Here is a 22,089-nt window from a genome sequence, read left to right on the forward strand (position 1 = left end):
TAGCTGTTTCTCTGATACATTCCTCTAACAGATGTCTCAATCCAATCATTTATTACGGAGCAATTTATTTTGCAAGCCGGATTCCGCTAAACTGCCAGCGGGCATCCGCATGGAAAAAATTTCGGTAAGTCTTACGGATATGGGTTTGAGAAGTGGCACACGATCCGCCTCTTAACACATATTGATTGGCCATGAATTTCCCGTTGTATTCCCCAAGTGCACCCGGCAGTGGTTTGTAGTTGGGATAGGGAGCATACGCACTCATCGTCCATTCCCATACATCTCCATACATCTGCTTCAGCTTTTCAGGAGAGTTTTCCGGAGCTGTGGGATGAAAGTTTCCGTCTTCCACAAAGTTGCCTTTTACCGGCAAATCTCCGCAAGCATGTTCCCATTCCTGTTCGGTGGGTAAGCGGACTCCCTTCCAGCGGGCAAAGGCATCTGCTTCGTAATAGCTGACATGGGTAACCGGTTCATTCGGGTCAACCTCCCGGGCCCCGGTCAAGGTAAATTGCATCCAATTGCCCTCCCGCTGAAACCAATACAGCGGAGCCTTCCACTCATTATTTTTTACGGCCGACCATCCCTCATCCAGCCATAACTCAGACCGTGAATAACCACCGTCGTTCATAAACTCCAGGTACTCGCCGTTGGTGATGAGCCGGTCGGCCAGTTCAAAATCCTGTACCAGTGTTCGATGCCTCGGGTGTTCGTTATCATAGGTAAATTCTCCGCCGGCGTTACCCACCTCAGTAACCTGCTCTTCGAACGGAACCCAGATGATGGGTTCGGCTTCCGGCAGCGGCTTATGATCTCCTTCCCGGTATTTCGGCAACAGCGGATTCTGCCCAAGCATATACTTCAGATCCGTCAGTATAAGTTCCTGATGCTGCTGCTCGTGATGAATACCAATTTCAATAACTTTCGCCGCTTCCTTCCAGGTTTTTTCTGAAGCCGACTCAATAAACTCTTCCAGCTGTTCATTCACATACTGCCGGTATTCGAACACTTCCTTAACGGTTGGGCGTGACAATACTCCACGTTTGGCCCGCGTAAACGGAACCCCGGTTTGCAGGTAATAGGAGTTAAAGAAGTAGGCGTATTGGGGGTGAAGGCTTTCAAAATCCTCATCAAACTTTTCGAGTACAAAGGTTTCGAAAAACCAGCTGGTGTGGGCCAGGTGCCATTTGGTGGGGCTGGCAAACTCCGAAGCCTGGATCACAAAATCCTCTACTTCCAGAGGCTCGCATAGGTACAGGCTAAAAGACCGGACGGTTTTAAAATGCTGTAGAAGGTGGGCTTTGGAAAGGCGGGAATCAGTGCTCTCTGATATAGATTCCTGGGTAGTTGTAGTCATCGCTAATACGTGTTCTGTTCGGCTTTACAGAATTTAGCGAATGAAAACGAAAGCCAAAATTTTAGTTTTATTACTTATCGCGATAAAAATAAATCTTCTTATTGTCTGCGTCCCTTCGGCTTTTCACCTTAAAATCATTCTTCTTTCCAAATTGATAAACGGCCGTCCTCATGGAGTTGATGTTCTTCTCGTTCGTATAACTGACTTCTACCGCCTGTCCGCCGGGCTTCAGCTTTTCAATGGCGTCCAGCAGTGGCTTGAATTTCGAGGTTCTTTTCTTAGACGACTTTACATTCGATCGTTTTACAAATTTAATATCCATGAGTGATCCGCTTTTTTAAAAATATCTATACAAATAATTATAATGATTTATTCGGATAGATAGAATTCCACTTTTCACATCTCTGTAAATTTCATCTGTTTTTTGAAATTATTTTTTAGTTCACTTCACTTTCTACTTAAAAAACAATTCAGAATCTTATCTTTTTTAATTCGACCCAAGCGATTTTGTCAGGATGTTTAAATGATTCTTACATCCAAAAAAAGGAGGCTACTTTGGGCCTCCTTTTTATATCATAATTTTATGAAGATTAGTTATTTGGCCACTCAGCCCAGTTACTGCAGTGTCCTCCTTTATCTGTTCCTTTCAGTTCTCTTTGAGGTCCGGTATAACCTGCGTTCATTACGGCTAATGGAGCAGCTTTAAACTTGCCGTTTTTTGTGATAAACAATTTACCAAAATGGGCCTGACTTAATCCATGACCTGCTTCATGAAGAGCAACTGTTTCAAGGTCAACACCAGAACCATCATTAGTCCATGCATAATTTGGATCGTAATAGATCTCTCTGAAGGCCACATCACTTTTTCCATTGTTATCTATATCAGTAGGGCCGTCAGGTCCAACAAATACTAAAGTAAATGCAACTCCTAAAATACCTCCCCCAAAATTAATGTCTCTGAAGCCGGCATGCTGTACATCTGCAAACACAAATGGACTGCCACCTAATCCATTCAGAAAGGCGATGTAACCTATATCAAGGCCAAAATCAGCATTTTGTGAAAGTGAAAGATCAGAGCATGACTGCGAATCCCATGTTCCCATTGCACTTTGAATGGAATTAGTGGCAGCCGCAGCAGTTAACCCGCCAAAGAATGGTACCGCATCTCCGGTTTGGTCAATTGCGTATGTGATATCATCATTCGCTAACGGAATCGGGCCGTTATTGCTCCAGGTTCTTCTTGCGTCATTAGGTACAAAATCTGCACCAAGCTGTTTGTTACCAACATCTTTGGCGATAACAGTATTTCCAACTTCTCCGCTACCTTCTGCTGTTATATACTCAGCCATAAGTACACGATAGTTCTGTTCCTTAATGGCCATATACTCATTCATTGAATCCATGATATCAGCAAGGCTGACTTCATCACTCAATGTTTGCCCCGAGTTGTTAAGGGCTTTTCCCTTATAAGTTATGGGCGGTTCATCCAGCGAGTTTTTTGGTTCAGTGACCTGATTTTCACATCCTACAAATGCCATAGACATAATTAGGGTCATTGCAAGTAAATTGATCGATCTTTTCATTTTGATCCCCGTTAGGTTATTTTTTTAAACCCATCATTAATTTGATTTTCAAATCATGAAGACTACAGTAAGACCCAATTTAATCGCTTACCTCTTATAGTCAATGGTGGCCCTAAATTCTAATGTTTGCTTAAAGCTACAAACAATCACAAATCCTGGTAGGAGGAAGACATAGATGTATGGAGCTCTATGCCATTTCGTGATATTTGAGGATGAAAAGAATGGCTAAAACAAAAATGTTTCCCTCATGTGAGTAAGCGAACATAAGCTAATCAATAGGACTAATCACTGGGCTTGTTATTTGTCCTATAACTCACTGATATATAATTTGATAAGTTAAATCTTGATGGCTAAAATCAGCTTATAAAATGGAAAACAAAATCACTTCAAATGGAAGCAAAAAAGAGGCTAATCAATATTATAAAGGATAGCACTGATGAGGTTAATAATTCAAAGCTATCGAACCCGTTCTACGGAAAAAAGATATTCTTTAGCGATAATTGTACTGGTCCTAAGATAAATCGAACTACTTTAATTGGTTACATAGGAGCTACATCTGGAACAAACAAAGAGCTCAGTAAGGATATAGATTATTGTGTAATTCCTAAGAGTGTTTATTCGAATTTATTAGATGGGAATGTTGATAGTATCACAGAGAATATAATTTCACTGATACATAATAAATCTGATAAAAAATCTAAGCCAAAAAATACGATACCTGAAACAAGGATAATTACAGAGAATACCCTCTTTTCACTAGTTTATAGATTTGTAAAAAATGATCCTGTAAAGATGAAACATTATAATAAGCTCCATATTAGCTAGAATTAAAAATTATGTATTCGATTATTGATATAGAGACAACTGGGTTTTCACCTGCCAAAGGTGACAGAATTCTTGAGCTTGGTGTTATAAAAATCCAGGAGGATGGTCAAATGATTGATAAGTATTCGACCTTAATAAACCCTGATAGGGATATATCAAATTACAATATCCATGGAGTCAAGCCTAGTTTAGTTACAAAGGCCCCTAAGCTAGATGAAGTAAAAGATTATATAAAGTCATTCATTAATGGAACAACTCTTGTAGCACATAACGCCCCTTTTGATTTTAGGTTTTTACAAAATGAGCTTATAGACGAAGAAATTAAGCTTAATGGTATTTGCACTATTAAGTTGTCAAGAATAGTTGATCCCTCTCCACCTTCGAGAAGCCTAGAAAATTTATGCACTTACTATGACATTAAAATTAAAAACACTCACGAAGCTCTATCAGATGCTCTCGCAACTTATAAGCTCTTTTTATTTCTAAAAAAAGAATATTCAAATCTTTTTGGAAGCCACCAGTTTCAAGATCAAATGGCTAATCCTCTTTCTTTAAATCTTAAAAACAGCATCTCACTTAAAAGGGTTGAATACAAACGGAAGGATGCTATTTGTTCAAATAAAAAAGAGAAAAGTAAACTACAGGTATTTATAGAAAGGCTACCTACAGATACCATTTCTGATAATGAAAATTCTCTGAATTATCTTGACACATTAAATGAAGTTTTATCTGATAGAGTAATCAGTGATACAGAGCTTACTAAGCTTGAGGAATTAGCACAAGAATTTGGTTTAACAAAAGAGAATATAATTCACTTACATAAACGTTATTTAAATGAAGTAATTGAAGAGTATCTCCTTGACGATAGCATATCTGAATTTGAAAAAAATGACTTAGATGATTTAACAAAATTACTCGGGCTTAATTCAGACGATTTAAATGAACTCATCAAGTCAGCAAAAAAAGACACCTTTTATGATATACAAAAGCCAATAAATGATGTGGAAGGCAAATTGATATGTTTTACTGGTGCTCTACAGTCTAAAATAAATGGAGTAGAAGTTGATAGATCAAAAGCTCAAAGTCTTGCTCAAAAACATGGGATGATTATCAAAAAGAATGTTTCAAAAAAGCTAGATTACCTAGTTGTAGCTAATCCACACACTCAGTCAGGAAAGGCAAAGAAAGCCAAAAAATATGGAATAAAGATATTGGCTGAACCTGAATACTGGCGACTGATTGGGGTTAATGTTGAATAATAACATTACCACCAAATAATCGAATATATACTCTCAAAAAGATTTACTAATAATTTGGCGCGTTTGTACCAAAAAATAAAAAAGCCAGTTAGATATATGACCTAACTGGCTTTTTGGTGGGCGATGAGGGACTCGAACCCCCGACCCCCTCGGTGTAAACGAGGTGCTCTGAACCAACTGAGCTAATCGCCCGACTTATTCGAAGGGCGACAAATATAAGAACATTTCAATCTCTGACAAAGAAAAAATACACCCTATCTTGATTTATTAGTTAACACTGTTAACTTATGGGTTCAATCAGAGGCTGATTTTATGGAAAACAACACAAAACATTCATCGGTTGCCGTTCTTGTAGATGGCTGCCGAATCCCTTTTCAACGCTCAGGAACCAACTATAATGACCTTATGGCTTACGATCTCGGTCGCATGGCCATCGAAGGGCTGCTCGCACGAAACGCAGTAGATCCGTCTGCAATCGACCGGGTGATTATGGGAACGGTTATACAGGAAGTGAAAACAAGCAACGTGGCCCGCGAAAGTGCCCTCGGGGCCGGCATCCCGAATTCGGTGCCGGCTTTCACCACAACCATGGCATGTATTTCATCAAACCAGGCCATCACCAGCGGCGTTGATTTGATTCGCTCGGGACAGGCAAAGATTATTCTTGCCGGCGGAACCGAGACCATGTCCGACATCCCGGTTCGGTTCAAAAAGAAATTTCGCCAAAAAGTACTGGAGGCCCGAAAGTATAAGTCGCCACTGGATTTCCTGAAGTTCTTCAAAGGATTGGGCTTCAAAGATTTTCTGCCTGAACTTCCTGCTATTGCCGAGTTTTCAACCGGAGAAGTGATGGGCGAAAGTGCCGATCGCATGGCTGCCCGTTTTGGAGTGAGCCGTGAGGATCAGGATGAATACGCTTTACGCTCCCACCAACTGGCAGCCAAAGCAACCCAAGAAGGCTTACTGGGTGAAGAGCTGATTCCGGCCAAAGTCCCACCAAAATTTAATGTGGTAGAACACGACAACGGGTTCCGCGACGACACCTCGATGGAAAAACTCGGCAAACTCCGACCGGCTTTCATTAAACCACACGGAACCGTGACGGCCGGTAACTCGTCTTTTTTGACGGATGGCGCTTCCGCCAGCTTTATTATGGAGGAGCAGACCGCTCTTGAGCTTGGCCTGAAACCAAAAGCGTATATCCGTGAGTATAATTTTGTTTCCCAGGATCCGGGTGAAGAATTGCTGCTTGGTCCGGCCTATGCCATCCCCAAAGTGCTGGATGCGATGAAACTTAAACTTGGCGACATGGATGTCATCGAACTTCATGAGGCTTTTGCCGGACAGGTATTTTCTGTACTTACTGCCTTGAATTCTGACACATTCGCCAAAGAATCTCTGAACCGGAATCAAAAAGTAGGTGAAATTCCTATGGACAAGCTAAACACGCTGGGAGGCTCCCTTTCTTTAGGGCATCCGTTTGGAGCCACCGGCGTGCGGCTCGTCACAACCGCCGCCAATCGCCTGATTCGTGAAGACGGTACGTTTGCGCTGGTCTCGGCCTGTGCCGCCGGCGGGCAGGGGCATGCGGTGGTGTTGGAGAGGTACCCTAACAAATAGCAGTCATTCCTGCGAAAGCAGGAATCTCCATTATTTAAATCACAACTTTAACAACGAGATCCCGCATCAAGTGCGGGATGACAAGTTCAAAAAACATGAGCTACCTACACATAACACATAAAGATTCCGTTGCCATCATCACGCTGGATTTACCCGACGAGAAAGTGAATAAACTCAATGAGTCGATGATGGACGAGTTCTCGGAATTCCTTGAAGAGCTTGAACAAAATGATGACCTGAGGGGAGCGGTTCTTATTTCCGGGAAGAAAGACAACTTCATTGCCGGGGCTGATATCGATATGTTTCAGGCCCGGGATACGGCCAAAGAGATAGAGCAACTCAGTAAAGACGGGCATAAGATCCTCAATCGTATTGCCGGTTTTTCCAAGCCCATAGCCGTGGCTGTTCATGGAAGCTGCATGGGGGGCGGACTGGAGCTGTCTCTCGCTTGCCATTACCGGGTATGTTCGGATAGCTCCAAGACCGTTTTTGCGCTTCCAGAAGTCAAACTCGGCATTCTGCCCGGAACCGGAGGAACGCAACGGCTGCCCCACTTAATTGGCATACAAAATGCCCTTCCCTATATGCTGACCGGGAAAAATATATATACCCGTCAGGCTAAGCGCATGGGGTTGGTGGATGAAGTGACTCATAAAGACGCCATCGAAAAAGCTGCGATTAAGGGCGTGCATAAAATATCGGACGGCAAGTTCGACCGAAAAGATAAACGGCCGTTTCTGCATAAACTTCTGGAGGGAAATCCGCTGGGTCGAAAAGTCATCTTTTCCCAGGCCCGTAAGAAAACAGCAGGCCAAACCAAGGGGAACTACCCGGCTCCTCCTAAAATCATCGATGCCGTTGAGTATGGATACAAGCATGGCCTCGAAAAAGGACTGGAAAACGAGACCGTTTTATTTGGTGAACTGGGGGCTACGCAGGAATCCCGAAACCTGGTGAACCTCTTTTTTGGGATGAATGCATCCAAGAAAGTTCCGAATCCTGATTTGGTAAGGGAAGTCAAAAAAATCGGGGTTCTTGGGGCAGGACTCATGGGTTCCGGGATTGCTGAAGTGAGCATCGACAAAGGCGATTATCGCGTACTTCTCAAAGATCAAACCATTGAAAATGCCGCTGAAGGCGAGAAGGAAATCTGGAAATCCTTGAATGAAAAAGCTCAAAAGAAAATCATATCGGAATTTGAGCGGGACAAAACCGCCAGTCGTGTTACCGGTGTGGATTCCTACGAGGGATTCAGCTCTGTTGACTTGGTGATTGAGGCGGTATTCGAAGACCTGGAACTCAAACAGAACATCGTCCAGCAAATCGAGTCGAGTAGTCCCGACCATACTATTTTTGCATCCAATACTTCCTCGCTGCCTATTTCAAAAATAGCTGAGGGGGCTCAACGGCCGGAGAATATCATTGGGATGCATTACTTCTCACCGGTTCAAAAAATGCCCCTGCTCGAAATCATCACCACCGATCAAACGGCCGATTGGGTTACGCAGACCGCTTATCAGGTTGGAGTGAATCAGGGCAAGAATGTAATTGTCGTTAATGACGGGCCCGGTTTTTATACCACACGCATTCTGGCTCCGTATATGAATGAGGCATTGGTGCTGCTGGACGAAGGAGCGTCCATCGAGTTCCTCGACAAAATCATGAAAGACTATGGCTACCCGGTGGGACCTATGGCGCTGCTGGACGAAGTCGGTTTTGATGTGGGTGCCCATGTAGCCGAAACGATGGGGCCGAAGTTTGCCGAGCGCGGCGTTGAATCGTCCAACAAAGCAGATGAACTCCTGGACGCCGGGTATCGCGGCCGAAAAAACAAACGCGGCATGTACAAATACAACTCCGGCAAAAAGAAAGAAGTAAACACCGAGATTTATGAGTACTTCGGAGGCTCAAGCCGAACCAATCGCAACAAAGAAACCGCCCAACAGCGCATGGCTTTAACCATGATCAACGAAGCCGCTTGGTGCCTTGAAGAAGGCATCCTGAAATCCCCGGAAGATGGTGACCTCGGTGCCATTCTCGGGCTTGGGTTCCCGCCCTTTCTTGGCGGCCCTTTCCGCTACATCGATCAAACCGGCGTTCAAAAAGTGGTAGATCAGCTCAATGAGTTCACCGAAAAATTCGGCCCAAGATTTAAACCTGCCCAAATTTTGGTGGATTATGCCAAAGAGGGGAAAAGGTTTTATGGGGAGTGAGAATGAGTGATTTTGTGCTCTGACCTCCTCCAACTTGATAATCCCCTGCTTTTTCGGTAGCCTTTCATGAGCTATTGAGCGTATTGCTTTTTCTTGTAGAGCCAGCTATTTCAGTAGCCTGGTGCTAACTGCAAGTTATAAATCTCCGAAACCGGAGAACATGAAGTCATCGAAATTCGCAATTTGGGAGCACTTCAACTCAAGCAGATGTTAGTTTACTGCTGCTTAGCCTTTCAATGTGTGCCGCCCTGACAACCGCTTATTCATGTAAAAAGCGAGTCAATTTTAACTTTGTAACAACTACATCATGGGAATTAGAGGAGAAGAAAAAGAGCCTGCAAAAAAAACAGGTATCAATAAATATTTTGACATCCATAAACCTGTTTTCTGGCCGTCAGTAATATTGATTACCGCAATGATTGCCGCAACACTTTTACTCGGCGACCAGGCTGAATCATTATTCAGCACCATTCAATCTACTATTACCGATAATGGCGGGTGGTTTTTTGTGATCGCCGTTAACGTGTTCATCATCTTTTCTTTATTCATTGCCTTCAGTCGATTTGGGAATATACGGCTGGGTGGTGAGGACGCCGAACCGGACTTCAGCACCCTTGCCTGGTTTGCCATGCTGTTCAGTGCCGGGATGGGTATCGGCATTATGTTCTGGAGTGTGGCGGAACCGATTTTTCATTATCTGTCCCCACCTATGGCTGACGGCGAAACTGTTGAAGCTGCCCAGCAAGCCATGAACCTCACTTATCTGCACTGGGGCTTTCACGCCTGGGGGATATATGCGGTAGTGGGTTTATCGCTTGGATTTTTTGCCTTCAACCGAGGACTTCCCCTTTCCTTCCGCTCGGTATTTTATCCGTTGATTGGAGATCGCATCAAAGGCTGGATGGGTGATGTGATTGACATCCTTGCCGTGTTGGCCACCTTATTTGGATTAGCGACTTCATTGGGTTTAGGCGTGCTACAAGTAAGCGCCGGGCTCGATCATGTATTCGGCTTACCGGATAACATCTACCTGCAGGTCGGGATAATCGTAGCCATTACCGGGGTTGCCACCGTTTCGGTAGTGCTTGGAATTGATAAGGGTGTTCGGGTGCTTAGTGAAATGAATGTCCGAATCGCTGCCCTGTTCCTGGTGTTTGTGATTTTGGTTGGCCCGACGATATTCATCTTCGATTCCTTCATTCAAAACTTTGGCGGTTACCTCAATTCTGTTGCCACCTTTAGTTTCTGGACGGAATCGTATGCCGGAACCAACTGGCAGAGTTCATGGACTATATTCTACTGGGCCTGGTGGATTTCCTGGTCTCCATATGTAGGAATGTTTATTGCCCGTATTTCGAAAGGACGATCCGTAAAAGAATTTGTACTGGGCGTGCTGATTGTTCCCAGCATCATCACCTTCCTGTGGATGTCTGCGTTTGGCGGAACCGCTATCAGCCTGGAAATGAGCGGAACCGGAGCCATCGGTGATGCCGTAAATGAAAACGTAGCCACTGCTCTGTTTGTATTTCTTGAACAATTCCCGCTTGAGATGGTTACCTCCATCATTGCCATCGTACTTATTTTGAGCTTCTTCGTCACTTCTTCCGACTCTGGCTCACTGGTCATCGACGGACTAACCAGCGGTGGTAAACTGGATGCCCCGGTAGGTCAGCGTATATTCTGGGCTCAAACCGAGGGACTGGTAGCTGCCATCTTATTGGTTGGCGGAGGGTTAAGTGCCCTGCAAACAGCTTCCATTAGTACCGGCTTACCGTTCGCACTCATACTGTTGATTATGTGCTACAGCCTGCACAGGGGATTAAAACGCGAGTACAAAGAGAATCAACAGAAAATAAAAGACAAAGAGCGCGACTCGTACGAAGACCTCGTCAAAGATACCATCAAGAATCAAAAACAAGAGGACTAAAAGAGTAGAATTATGAAGAATTTCGAACACTGGTTTGTTTGCTTAGACTTATCCAATATGGACGACATCCTGATTGGATACACCCATTTTCTAACTTCTGTCATTGAACCTAAAACCATCTCTTTTTTGCACGTGGTTGAGTCCGGAAATGTGGCAAAGGAAATGGCGGAATTGTTTCCTGATATTGAAACCGATCAGGATTTCGAAGACGTCATCAGGGATGAACTCAACAAAAAGGTTGAAGAACACTTTGGAGAGAATGACATCGAAATACGACTGATCATAAAAGAAGGACGCCCCACCGATCAGATTATTGAGCTGATGAATACCATGGATCCCGACCTGCTTATGATGGGTAAGAAAACCGGGTATGTGGGAGAAGGGGTGATTGCCCGCCGCATCGTTAAATATGTGCCGGCATCCATTCTGTTTGTGCCGGAAAACAGCCGTTACGCTATGAATACCATTCTTGCGCCGGTCGATTTCTCCAGGCAATCAGCGAATGCGGTTAAACTGGCCCGGAATCTTGTGGAACCACAGAATGGAACTGTTCAGGCACAGCATATCTTTAAGTATCCCTCTCACTTTTTCCCGTACATGCCAACGGAGGATGACAAAGACAAAATCCGTGGTCACATCGAAGAGCAGAAGAAGGAGTTTATTGATGAATATGACCTCCCTGAGGATGTTACTTTCACCCTCACCTTACACAAAGAAGGGCGAATCGGGGATGAGGTTTATGACGAGGCCGTGAGAAATCAGGCCGACCTTATCATTGTAGGTTCCAAGTCGGATAAGAAAATCACCAGCATTCTGCGGGACGACTTCACCGATAAAATGACCTACTACTCGTTCGGGATTCCGCTGTTGGTCGTCAAGAACAAAGAGAAGCATCAGAAATTCCTGAAGACGTTGTTTAGTTAAGAGCTGACTGTTCGGGATAAACGGTCCTGACGCTACGCTCATAGGACCTGCAGACGCTTTGAGGTTGCTGTAAGTAACACACTTGTCCTCATACTTCTCGTCACGAACCTCTGGTTCGTGATGCATAGCGGAACCGCTGGTTCCATTTTATCCTCGTTAAGGTGCTCTGCTCCGCAATACCAAAGCGAGGCTCTACCTCTAACTCTTCGTTTGTTTTTATGATATTCACAATGCACCCCACGGGAATGACAGCACATTGGCAAACCGTTTTAATATCGTCATTGAATACAGGAATTCGTATCTTCACCCCGCAATAATTTAATCGCACATTAATCTATGACTATGCATTTTTTACCACTTTTTTTAATGGGTAATCCTGATGACCCGAATGCCGGCATCATTAACCTGGTGTTTCTTGGTGCTATTTTCCTGGTATTTTACCTATTCATTATTCGCCCGCAAAGTAAACGACAAAAGGAAATTAAAGAGCAAGTTGAGGGCATGAAAAAGGGCGACAAAGTTGTTACGTCTTCAGGCATCATCGGTATTGTGGACAAAATCGAAGAGAATGAATTCCTGCTCGATATCGACAGCGGCACCAAACTTCGCATGTTGAAGTCGGCCGTAACCGATGTGAATCCACACAAACAGGATAAGGACTAACTGATCCTATTTTTGTTGTCACTCTGAGCACTCAATTTGAATATTATTGGAAAAAAAGTCATCGCGAAGAGTCTCAAGTTTTGACAACTATCCTTGTTCTGAATTTGAGATCCTTCGCGTTAAACATTGGTTCAATATTTAACATCTAATCGCTCAGGATGACAATTAGTTATATCATACCCCAAATTCAATAAACCATGAATCAGGAATTTCACTTTAACACCATCCCCGAAGCCATTGAAGACATTAAAAATGGCAAAATGGTCATCGTTGTGGATGATGAAGACCGGGAGAATGAAGGTGATTTCCTGATGGCGGCCGAAATGGTTACCACCGAAGCCATTAACCTGATGGTAACCCACGGCCGTGGGCTGGTTTGTGCTCCCATCACCAAAGAAAAAGCCGATAAGCTGCATTTACGGCATATGGTGCAGGAGGGAGCCGATCCTGATGAAGCTAATTTCACCATCTCTATCGATCACAAACGGCAGACCACAACCGGAATTTCTGCTGCCGATCGCGCTAACACCATTCGTGAATTAGCCAGTGACGATTCTAAGCCGGTTGACTTCCGTCGCCCCGGACATGTTTTCCCGCTGCTTGCAGCAGAAGGCGGGGTTCTGCGAAGAGCCGGCCATACCGAAGCAGCCATCGACCTTGCCCGACTTGCCGGTTTAAAACCGGTGGGTATTATTTGTGAAATTATGAAGGAAAACGGTGAGATGGCCCGCGTTCCGGATCTCATCAAGATGGCCGATGAGTTTGAGATGAAGATCATCACGATAAAAGATCTTATCGCTTATCGTAACGAAAACGAGACGCTTGTCCACGAGGTGATGGATGTGAACCTGCCCACCATGTATGGCGATTTCAGCTTACGCGCTTTCAAAGAAAAGCTCACAGGCGATATTCACCTAGCCTTAACCAAAGGCAGCTGGACGAAAGAAGAACCGGTGCTTACCCGTGTTCACTCTTCCGATTTGATTGGGGATATTTTCGGAGCACGCAATAAAGATACCAGCGAACAGCTTCACCAGGCGATGCTTCAGGTAGAGCGTGAAGGAAAAGGTGTGGTTTTATACATGAACCGGAATCAACGCGGCTCTGTACTCGTAAATCAGCTGAAAACATTGAAAGCCTTACAGCAAGGCAAGATGGACGACAACGAAGAGGATATCTCCCCACGAGGTGATGCCCGGGATTACGGTGTCGGCGCTCAAATTCTTCGCTCACTCGGCATCCGTAAGCTGAAGCTGATGACGAATAATCCTGTAAAAAGAATTGGAATCAAAAGTTTTGGGCTCGAGATTGTAGATCAGGTTCCTATTGAGCACAACTTTGATTTCTCAGCTCAGAAGTATCCTTTCGAGAAAGAAGAAGGCAACCCAGATAGCTAAAATACTTTCTCACTACTTCTCGACCTCTCATCATCACGAACCTCCGGTTTGTGATGCATAACGGAACCACTGGTTCCATTCCATTTTCAGCCCGTCAATCTATTCTATCTCACTAAAATATGTTGAACCAGAGGTTCAGGCAGGCGTTCCTAACGGGACGTTAGGAACGAGTTGTACGAGTAGTAATCAGGAAACGAACTAAATAATCCCTTCCTGTTTGGTAGGCTCATCCATTGTTACATCATCCGGTACTTCGGAGGACCCATCTTCTGCTTTTTGTGTAATAAAGAAGCGCTTGTTGAATATCAGTAGCAGGATGATGGAACAGGAAATGGCGATATCGGCCACGTTAAAGATATAAGGGAAAACAGTCCAGTCCCCGATTTGAAGGGAGAAGTAAATAAAATCAACCACGTGACCTTCCAGCACACCACCGTAATCCATAATTAACCCCATAAAGAGCCGGTCGGTGATATTGCCGAAAGCCCCCCCTACTATCAGCCCCATACACACCAGGTAGCCGACGCTCGCCTGTTCGAGGTGTCGAATTATGTATATCATAATTCCGGTGACGGCCAGAATTGCTATGACACTGATAACGGGCGTAGAGAGTACGTCTATACCCAGAGCCATCCCGGGATTCTTGGTGAAATAGAATTGCAGCCACCCGTCTATAAGGACTTTATTCTGCAATTCAGGGGTAGTCCGGATCAGCCATTTCGTAATCTGGTCAATAACCAGCACAATAACAGCCGGTACTAATAAAGCGAGCAGTTTTTTTCGGGTCAAACCGGTAGGGTTATCTGCGTTTCAGTTTTGCTTCGATACTCAACTGAGTATGGGGCACAGCTTCCAGCCGGCCTTTGGATATCTTCTTCCCGGTTACCTTACACACGCCGTATGTTTTATTGTCGATGCGCTTGAGGGCGTCGTCCAGATATTTTACAAACTTACGGGTCCGGTTAAAGAGCATGTAGGTTTTTTCCCGCTCCTGAGCATCTGTTCCGGCATCCGCCATATGGTAAGAATAGGCCGATTCATCCGAGGCATTTTCCATGCTTTCGCGAAGGGTTCGCTGCAGAGCATTCAGCTCTTCTTCAGCTTCTTCCATCTTCTTGATAATAATCTCACGGAAGTACTCCAGTTCTTTATCACTGTAGGGAGATACTCTTTCTTCGTTTTTTGATTCTTCTTTAGCCATAGCTGCTTGGTTATGAATTAATATTTCTTCGGATGGAGATGGTGCACTCTTCCTCTCCAATTTCCCAGCTCTTGGTGAAGTCTGATACTTCCAGCTCTGAGATTTGAATTTCTTCCGCCAGTGTTTCCTTCTTAATATAATCACTCATAGAAACAACGGCCTCCTTAATATTGTCTGCTCCGGTAAAACCAATCGCAATGCGATCCGTCACGTCAAAGTTCGCTTCTTTTCGCATATTCTGCACACGGTTTACAAATTCACGGGCTATACCCTCCTGAATCAGTTCTTCACTGAGGTCCGTATCTACAGCAACGCTTAAACCACCTTCAGTTTCTACCGTCCAACCCTCAAGTCCGGTGCGGATAATCTCTAATCCTTCTGAGTCAATACGAATGGTTTCACCTTCAACTTCGAGATCAATCCATCCGTTCTTTTCAAACTCGGTGATTTCTTCCGTGGTCAGTTCTCCAATCCGGGCGGCTACGGGCTTCATTTTTGGGCCCAACCTCTTACCCAGAACCGGGTAGTTTGGTTTCGCCGATTTCCGAACAATTCCGGAATCGTCATCCACAAACTGGATATCTTTAATGTTTACCTCTTCTAATATTATGTCGCGAACCGATTCAATGGCCTGCCGTTCACTTTCATCCTTTATAGGAAGGATAATTCGCGAAAGTGGCTGACGAACATTCATCTCAATTTGGTTACGTACACGTAATACGATATAGGAAATCAACCGGGCCATTTCCATCTTATGTTCCAGCGCCTTGTTGATCGCTGTCTCTTCCACGGTCGGGAAGAAGGCAATATGCACCGACTCCTCATCCTGCTGAGTCACGCTATTCAGCTTCTGATACAACCACTCGCCAATAAATGGAGCAATAGGACTGATCAGCTTGCTGAGGTTGCTCAGGCATTCATATAAGGTTTGATAGGCAGCTGTTTTATCCAGCGTGTTTCCTTCTTTCCAGAAACGCCGCCGGTTCCTGCGCACGTACCAGTTACTCAGCTCTTCCACAAAACTTTCCAGTTCGCGTGCAGCCTTGGTCGGCTCGTAGTCTTCATAATATTCTTCAACCAGCTTAACGGTTGAGTTCAGCTTCGATATCACCCACTTGTCAATTTCGGGGCGATCAGCAATAGGAATAGCCGTTCCTGAGAAGGTAAACCCATCAATATTCGCATACATCGCAAAGAAAGAATAGGTGTTTACGATGGTGTTGAAAAACTTCCGCTGAACTTCTTTCAGTCCGTCATCACTGAACTTCAGATTCTCCCACGGGGAAGAGTTACTCATCATATACCAGCGTACGGTATCGGCTCCATATTCCTGAATAACCTCAAAAGGATCTACCGTATTTCCTTTCGATTTACTCATTTTCTCACCGTTTTCGTCGAGAACCAGTCCATTGGATACTACATTCTTATACGCCTGCTCGTTGAACAGCATCGTTCCCAGGGCGTGCAAAGTATAGAACCAGCCACGGGTTTGATCTACACCTTCCGCGATAAAATCGGCCGGGTAGTTATAGCTGAATTCGTGGTCGTTATCAAAAGGATAGTGCCACTGAGCAAAAGGCATGGCGCCGGAGTCGAACCAAACATCCAGCAGGTCAGGGATACGACGCATAGTTCCGCCGTCCGGGCCTTCCCAGGTTAACTCATCTATATAGGGACGGTGCAGATCGATTTCGGCATCTTCATCCAAACCGGCTTTTTCACGGAGCTCGGCCATACTGCCAATACATTCCACATACTCCGGATTTTTATCACTCACCCAAATCGGAATGGGTGTTCCCCAGTAACGCTGACGAGAAACGGCCCAGTCCACATTATTCTCCAACCAGGTTCCAAAACGACCGGTTCCGGTGCTTTCCGGCTTCCAGTTGATTTGCTTGTTCAGCTCAACCATCCGGTCTTTAACCTTAGTGGTTTCGATAAACCAGGATTCTACCGGGTACGACATCAACGGGGTTCCTTTTCTCCAGTCGAACGGATAATTGTGGACCATCGTCTCATGCTTGTACATGAGGTTCTTTTCCTTAATAGCCCGGGCAATATCTTTGTCGGCTTCTTTAAACCACTGCCCCTGAAAATCAGGAGCTTTTTCGGTGAACTTACCGTCCCGGTCAATCGGGTTGAACATCGGAATGTCAGATTTCTGGCACGAGTCAAAGTCATCAGCACCAAAGGCAGGTGCGGTATGAACCACGCCGGTGCCGTCTTCGGTTGTCACATACTCAGCCGGAATCACCCTCCAGGCCTGCGACTTGTCATATTCTTTGAAGGCAAAATCGAATACAGGCTCATAAGTGCGGTGCAGCAGCATTGAACCTTTCATTTCTTCCTGGATGATGTAATCCTCACCCAAAACCTCTTCCACACAATCTTTGGCCATGATGAAAGTCTCATCAAAATGCCCCACTTTCACATAATCCAGATTCGGATTCACGGCAAGCGCCATGTTTGATACGATAGTCCAAGGGGTAGTAGTCCAAGCAAGGAAATAGGTATTTTCTTCTCCTTCAACCGGAAACTTCACGTAGATAGAAGGGTCCTGCGTTTCCTTATAACCCAAGCTTACTTCGTGGGAAGAAAGTACGGTTCCACTGCCGGGTGAGTACCACTGAATTTTATATCCCTTGTACACTAAATTCTTTTCGAAGAGCTTATTAAACGCCCACCAAACCGACTCGATATAATTATTCTCGAAGGTTACATACGGGTTATCCTGATCTACCCAATAAGCCATTCGGGAGGTTAATTCATCCCAAAGATCCTTGTATTTGAGCACACTTTCGCGGCACTTGGCATTGTATTTTTCGATGCCATATTCCTCAACTTGTGCGCGACCTTCGAGCCCTAATTCTTTCTCAACTTCAATCTCAACGGGTAAACCGTGCGTATCCCAGCCCGCTTTTCGTTCAACCCTGAAGCCCTTCAATGTTTTATACCGGCAAAACATATCCTTTACCGTACGGGCCATCACATGGTGAATACCCGGCTTGCCATTGGCTGTGGGCGGCCCCTCAAAAAAGGTATAGGGAATACCATCCTCACGAGTCTTGAGGCTCTTTTTAAAAATCTTGTGGTCCTTCCACCAATTCAGGGTTTCAACTTCTGATTTGGGAAAGCTTAACTGCTTTATTTCTTCGAATTTTTTTGCCATAAAAAACTTAGTTCCGGCGAATCATTTATAAGCCTCAAATATACAAAATATCAGAGAAAACCATGTATTCAGTTCGTTCAAAAAAATCTGACACTTGTAGCTAAGGAGCAATTGGTTTTAGGAAGACTAAATGAAAAGGGATGAAAAGCTGTTTAGCAACACATACCTTTGGGAAAAAATAATTCAATTATTGTGACTGAAACCTATCACCGAACCATTTCTAAAGAAAATCCTTATAAACTCGTTTTTGTGTGCCTGGGTAATATCTGCCGAAGTCCTACCGCCGAAGGCATCTTTATTCATAAAGTGAGGGAGGCCGGCTTGGAAAATTATTTCTATATCGATTCAGCCGGAACGGCCGCTTATCATGTAGGAGAGCCGGCTAACAGTAAGAGCCAGGCTACCGCAAATAAGCATGGAATTTACCTTCCCTCCAAAGCCCGAAAGTTTGAGTATGCCGACCTGGAAGAGTTTGACCTCATTTTGGCCATGGACTCCGAAAATTTCAAAAATATCAAAACCTTAGACCGAAAAAATCGATTTTCGGATAAAATAAAGATGATGCGCGAGTTTGATCCCAATCCCGGAGATGGAGAAGTACCCGACCCTTATTATGGCGGGCTGCAAGGATTCGAAAATGTATTCCAGGTGTTGAACCGAAGCTGCGAAGCCCTGCTTGAAGAATTAGAACCCCTCATCGAAAAATAATTTATGCTTCCCGAAGCTATCAAAGAACAAATCCGGCAAGAGCTGAACATGGAGATTCAATCTCTTCAGTCAGTTCATGGTGGCGATATCAATCAGGCTGCCAAAATTGTATTGGATGATGAGAAAGAATTGTTCGTAAAGTGGAATAATTCTGCTCCCGAAAATATGTTTGAAGCCGAGGCAAAAGGGCTTCAATTACTGAATTCAGCCGACACTGACCTTCAAATTCCTTCTCCGGTTTTAGTCAAAGAAGATTTTCTTGTTCTTGACTGGGTTGAGGAAGGTGGCGGAAAACAACACTCAGCCCAAGATTTCGGTAAAGAGCTGGCGAAGCTTCATAAACAAACCGCTGATCAGTTCGGGCTGGATCATGATAATTACATTGGCAAGCTACCTCAGTCTAATACCCGGCATTCCAACTGGCCCGACTTCTTTGCCCTGGAGCGGATTGAGCCCCAAGTGCGTATGGGCGTTGAGTCCGGCAAACTCACCCGGTCTATTCTGAAAAATGTGGAAGGGATGTATAAAAAACTCGGGTCTATATTTCCTACTGAAAAACCTTCACTGCTTCACGGAGACCTTTGGAGCGGAAACTACATGTTCACCAAAAGTGGACAAGCAAGCATCTATGATCCCGCCGTTTATTATGGCCACCGGGAAATGGACCTGGCTATGACTCGTCTTTTTGGTGGATTCTCAGCTAATTTCTACGAAGGATACAATGAAGAATACCCACCTGAGGGCGGCTTCGACAGCCGGGTTACCATCTGCAACCTGTACCCCATTTTAGTTCATGCCAATTTGTTTGGCGGAAGTTATTGTCGCCAGGCTGAGAACATCATCAACCGTTATGCCTGATTTACCTTACACCCGCATTGTTTCACTGGTTCCAAGCCTAACCGAGCTCTTGGTTGAACTGGGATTAAAAGATCAGTTGATTGGTCGCACCCGGTTTTGTGTGCACCCCAAGGAGATTAAGGATATTGATATTATCGGGGGGACAAAGAATCCGAATCTTGAGAAAATTGTGGAGCTTGAGCCGGATTTCATCCTTGCAAACAAAGAGGAAAACCGAAAAGAAGACATCGATCTGCTCGACAAGTATGCTAAGGTTCGGGTTACAGAAATTGATTCTATTCAGGATGCCATTCTGGAAATAAGCTCACTGGGAGAAGTGCTTGGGGTTAAGAAACAGGCCGGAATACTTGTTAAGAAAATTACGGCTCTTTTAAATGATCGCCCTGCAAAACCTCCTCTTTCCGTAGCCTATTTCATTTGGAAAGACCCCTGGGTGACGGTTGGAAATGACACCTATATTCATGATGTGCTGCATAAATATGGGCTGGATAATGTGTACGGTCTTCATAAAAGATATCCCAAAACCACTCTCAATCAGCTTTCAGAACATGCTCCCGAACTAATCTTCCTCAGCAGCGAGCCCTATCCTTTTAAAGAAAAACACATCGATGAAATCAAAGCGGTTTGTCCTGATTCAAAAGTGGAACTCATTAACGGGGAATGGTTCAGCTGGTATGGCTCGCGAATGACAAAGGCGTTTTCTTTTCTAAATGAATGGCGGGCTTCCCTTTAGTTCTTATTCTGCTATATTCGGGAAAGAACACTGTGTTTACCATGACTACCATTCGTTTCTCCCACACCCTACTCATACTCATTATCCTCATGCTTACAGGCTGCCAGACCGATAAACTGGAACGCATTTCTTACACCAGTCAGGTTGCCGGCGAGGAACGGGACTTTTACCTGTATCTTCCTAACGGTTATGAAGTGTCAGACAAAAACTGGCCGGTAATGATGTTTCTTCATGGAAACGGAGAACGAGGCAATGGAAAAGATGAGCTCGGTTTTGTACTGATGCACGGCCCATTAAAAGAAGCATGGATTCATAAAAGAGACCTGCCATTTATTATCATTTCTCCACAACTGCATATGTTTGGGATGGATGAAAGCGTTTCATATCTGCAAAATCGTGATACCACTTCTATCCCAAAAAGAATGGAGGAAGGAATTCCCGAACGAACACCTATTGCACCTACTTCCGAGACTATGAATGGAGATGAAAGTGAGCTCCCCGATTATATTACTTTACCAAATGGCTGGGAGCGGGTAGAAGAGGATCTCATCGGGATGATTGACTATGTGATTGAAAATTACCGGGCAGATTCGAGTCGGATATATTTAACCGGCTTGAGCTACGGAGGCTTTGGCACCTGGTATTTGGCAAGTGCTTATCCCGAACGATTTGCTGCTATCGCTCCGGTAGTAGGTTGGGGACATCCCGATTTAATGGCTCCTGTCGCCGAACATGAAATACCGGTCTGGGCATTTGCCGGTGGAAGGGACCCGGTGGTTCGGGCATCACATTTTTACCCGGGATTGAACAGGCTGGAAGAGTTAGGGCACACGAATGTCCGGTTCACAAATCATGAAGACCTCGGGCATGACACCTGGAAGCGAGTTTATCGTGGGGGTGATTTGTACACCTGGTTTTTAACCCATCACCTTAATGCAGACTCTCTGGATCAATGAATGCGGCAGAAGATTTCATATTGCGGCATGAGGGAAATCAAAAAGAGGTCATGCTCTACTTCCACAACCTGTTAACTTCATTTCCCACGGTATCTTCTGCCATTAAATACCGCATTCCTTTTTACGACCAAAATACCTGGGTTTGCTACCTCAACCCTCTCAAGAATGGAAAAGTGTCGCTCTGTTTTCTTCGGGGATATGAACTTTCAAACGAACAAGGATTGCTGGAAAGCAAAGGACGTAAACAAGTACTGAGTGTAGATTTTGGAACGGTTGATGAAATTCCTAAAGACACCATCCGGGAAATCATCAACGAGGCTCTTTTTCTTGATGAAACGGTGCCTTACAATCCCAAAGGGAAGCGAATTCAAGAATAATCCGGATTTAAGATCAGCATATTTTCCCGCTTTTCGGATCTATAAAACACCCATCTCCGCTTAACGACCGCTGCCAGTTTAATTGTGATTCCAAGTCTCTCATCCACCCGGCAATTTCCTCTTCAGTATGAAACTCCACTCCGTCTTCTTCAATATATGGGAGCTTTATCTGCTCCCCTTCCTCCTCATAGTTCACCTTTTTGAAAGAAATCACGAGGTTGTTCAGCTGCTGCTCCAGCTGGTCAGATGCCGTATCTTGTCGCTTCCTGTGTAGTTTTATCATGGTTCAAATGTTATGAGTTGTGTATTTCAATATATG

20 protein-coding genes and 1 tRNA gene are annotated in these 22,089 nt (G+C 44.6%); 13 read left to right on the plus strand and 8 right to left on the minus strand.

What is annotated here, in order from left to right; genetic code table 11:
• Window positions 1–64: 64 nt before the first annotated feature.
• The 3 genes from egtB to JJ941_RS08140 form a co-directional block, all read right to left on the minus strand.
• Window positions 65–1,357, minus strand: coding sequence for an ergothioneine biosynthesis protein EgtB (gene egtB / locus JJ941_RS08130; protein ID WP_290963661.1), 1,293 nt, complete (start codon window positions 1,355–1,357; stop codon window positions 65–67).
• 70 nt (window positions 1,358–1,427) lie between these two features.
• The gene (locus JJ941_RS08135) at window positions 1,428–1,679 is read right to left on the minus strand and encodes a hypothetical protein (protein WP_255134354.1); all 252 of its coding nucleotides are present in this window, start codon (window positions 1,677–1,679) and stop codon (window positions 1,428–1,430) included.
• A 268-nt stretch (window positions 1,680–1,947) separates the two neighbouring features.
• Entirely contained in the window at window positions 1,948–2,940 is a 993-nt protein-coding gene (locus JJ941_RS08140) for a hypothetical protein (protein ID WP_290963666.1), read from the minus strand.
• A 390-nt stretch (window positions 2,941–3,330) separates the two neighbouring features.
• Here JJ941_RS08140 and JJ941_RS08145 point away from each other — a divergent pair, with 390 nt between their 5' ends.
• Window positions 3,331–3,765: a hypothetical protein gene (locus JJ941_RS08145; RefSeq protein ID WP_290963669.1), complete on the plus strand. Its 435-nt coding sequence runs from the start codon at window positions 3,331–3,333 to the stop codon at window positions 3,763–3,765.
• Between the two features lie 11 nt (window positions 3,766–3,776).
• Window positions 3,777–5,024: an exonuclease domain-containing protein gene (locus tag JJ941_RS08150; protein ID WP_290963672.1), complete on the plus strand. Its 1,248-nt coding sequence runs from the start codon at window positions 3,777–3,779 to the stop codon at window positions 5,022–5,024.
• A 114-nt stretch (window positions 5,025–5,138) separates the two neighbouring features.
• Here the strand turns inward: JJ941_RS08150 and JJ941_RS08155 are convergent.
• A tRNA-Val gene (locus JJ941_RS08155) sits at window positions 5,139–5,216 on the minus strand.
• Between the two features lie 120 nt (window positions 5,217–5,336).
• Here JJ941_RS08155 and JJ941_RS08160 point away from each other — a divergent pair.
• The 6 genes from JJ941_RS08160 to ribB all read left to right on the plus strand — a co-directional run bounded on the left by JJ941_RS08160 (window position 5,337) and on the right by ribB (window position 13,768).
• Window positions 5,337–6,644, plus strand: coding sequence for an acetyl-CoA C-acyltransferase (locus JJ941_RS08160; RefSeq protein ID WP_290963675.1), 1,308 nt, complete (start codon window positions 5,337–5,339; stop codon window positions 6,642–6,644).
• A gap of 95 nt (window positions 6,645–6,739) precedes the next feature.
• The gene (fadJ, locus tag JJ941_RS08165; protein WP_290963677.1) at window positions 6,740–8,857 is read left to right on the plus strand and encodes a fatty acid oxidation complex subunit alpha FadJ; all 2,118 of its coding nucleotides are present in this window, start codon (window positions 6,740–6,742) and stop codon (window positions 8,855–8,857) included.
• A gap of 307 nt (window positions 8,858–9,164) precedes the next feature.
• Window positions 9,165–10,784, plus strand: a complete 1,620-nt coding sequence (locus JJ941_RS08170; RefSeq protein ID WP_290963678.1) for a BCCT family transporter — start codon at window positions 9,165–9,167, stop codon at window positions 10,782–10,784.
• A 12-nt stretch (window positions 10,785–10,796) separates the two neighbouring features.
• A complete protein-coding gene (locus JJ941_RS08175; protein ID WP_290963680.1) occupies window positions 10,797–11,708 on the plus strand; it encodes a universal stress protein in 912 nt (303 codons plus the stop codon).
• 342 nt (window positions 11,709–12,050) lie between these two features.
• Window positions 12,051–12,371, plus strand: coding sequence for a preprotein translocase subunit YajC (gene yajC / locus JJ941_RS08180; RefSeq protein ID WP_290963682.1), 321 nt, complete (start codon window positions 12,051–12,053; stop codon window positions 12,369–12,371).
• A 197-nt stretch (window positions 12,372–12,568) separates the two neighbouring features.
• Complete coding sequence (gene ribB, locus JJ941_RS08185; protein ID WP_290963684.1) at window positions 12,569–13,768, plus strand: 3,4-dihydroxy-2-butanone-4-phosphate synthase; 1,200 nt, start codon at window positions 12,569–12,571, stop codon at window positions 13,766–13,768.
• A 198-nt stretch (window positions 13,769–13,966) separates the two neighbouring features.
• Here the strand turns inward: ribB and JJ941_RS08190 are convergent, their stop codons facing one another.
• The 3 genes from JJ941_RS08190 to ileS are packed head-to-tail and all read right to left on the minus strand — an operon-like array spanning window position 13,967 to window position 18,138.
• The gene (locus JJ941_RS08190; protein WP_290963686.1) at window positions 13,967–14,557 is read right to left on the minus strand and encodes a signal peptidase II; all 591 of its coding nucleotides are present in this window, start codon (window positions 14,555–14,557) and stop codon (window positions 13,967–13,969) included.
• Between the two features lie 10 nt (window positions 14,558–14,567).
• Window positions 14,568–14,969 (minus strand): TraR/DksA C4-type zinc finger protein, encoded by a 402-nt coding sequence (locus tag JJ941_RS08195; RefSeq protein WP_255134336.1) that lies wholly within the window; start codon window positions 14,967–14,969, stop codon window positions 14,568–14,570.
• Window positions 14,970–14,979: 10 nt separating this feature from the next.
• Window positions 14,980–18,138, minus strand: coding sequence for an isoleucine--tRNA ligase (gene ileS / locus JJ941_RS08200; protein ID WP_290963690.1), 3,159 nt, complete (start codon window positions 18,136–18,138; stop codon window positions 14,980–14,982).
• A 168-nt stretch (window positions 18,139–18,306) separates the two neighbouring features.
• Here ileS and JJ941_RS08205 point away from each other — a divergent pair, with 168 nt between their 5' ends.
• Genes JJ941_RS08205 through JJ941_RS08225 form a run of 5 tightly spaced genes read left to right on the plus strand, consistent with a single transcriptional unit; the run spans window position 18,307 to window position 21,770 of the window.
• On the plus strand, window positions 18,307–18,846 hold the full coding sequence (locus JJ941_RS08205; RefSeq protein WP_290963692.1) for a low molecular weight protein-tyrosine-phosphatase: 540 nt from the start codon (window positions 18,307–18,309) through the stop codon (window positions 18,844–18,846).
• Window positions 18,847–18,849: 3 nt separating this feature from the next.
• Entirely contained in the window at window positions 18,850–19,704 is an 855-nt protein-coding gene (locus tag JJ941_RS08210) for a fructosamine kinase family protein (protein WP_290963695.1), read from the plus strand.
• Window positions 19,697–20,437 carry a helical backbone metal receptor gene (locus JJ941_RS08215; protein WP_290963697.1) on the plus strand — a complete coding sequence of 247 codons (741 nt, stop codon included), beginning with the start codon at window positions 19,697–19,699 and terminating at the stop codon, window positions 20,435–20,437. Before JJ941_RS08210 ends, JJ941_RS08215 begins: the two co-directional genes overlap by 8 nt.
• A 41-nt stretch (window positions 20,438–20,478) precedes the next feature.
• Entirely contained in the window at window positions 20,479–21,393 is a 915-nt protein-coding gene (locus tag JJ941_RS08220) for a prolyl oligopeptidase family serine peptidase (protein ID WP_290963699.1), read from the plus strand.
• Complete coding sequence (locus JJ941_RS08225; RefSeq protein ID WP_290963701.1) at window positions 21,390–21,770, plus strand: DUF1801 domain-containing protein; 381 nt, start codon at window positions 21,390–21,392, stop codon at window positions 21,768–21,770. Before JJ941_RS08220 ends, JJ941_RS08225 begins: the two co-directional genes overlap by 4 nt.
• A gap of 13 nt (window positions 21,771–21,783) precedes the next feature.
• Here JJ941_RS08225 and JJ941_RS08230 read toward each other — a convergent pair whose 3' ends face one another.
• Window positions 21,784–22,053 carry a hypothetical protein gene (locus JJ941_RS08230; RefSeq protein WP_290963703.1) on the minus strand — a complete coding sequence of 90 codons (270 nt, stop codon included), beginning with the start codon at window positions 22,051–22,053 and terminating at the stop codon, window positions 21,784–21,786.
• Window positions 22,054–22,089: the final 36 nt, after the last annotated feature.

This window comes from Gracilimonas sp. (assembly GCF_017641085.1).
In the GTDB taxonomy this organism is placed as follows: Bacteria; Bacteroidota; Rhodothermia; order Balneolales; family Balneolaceae; genus Gracilimonas.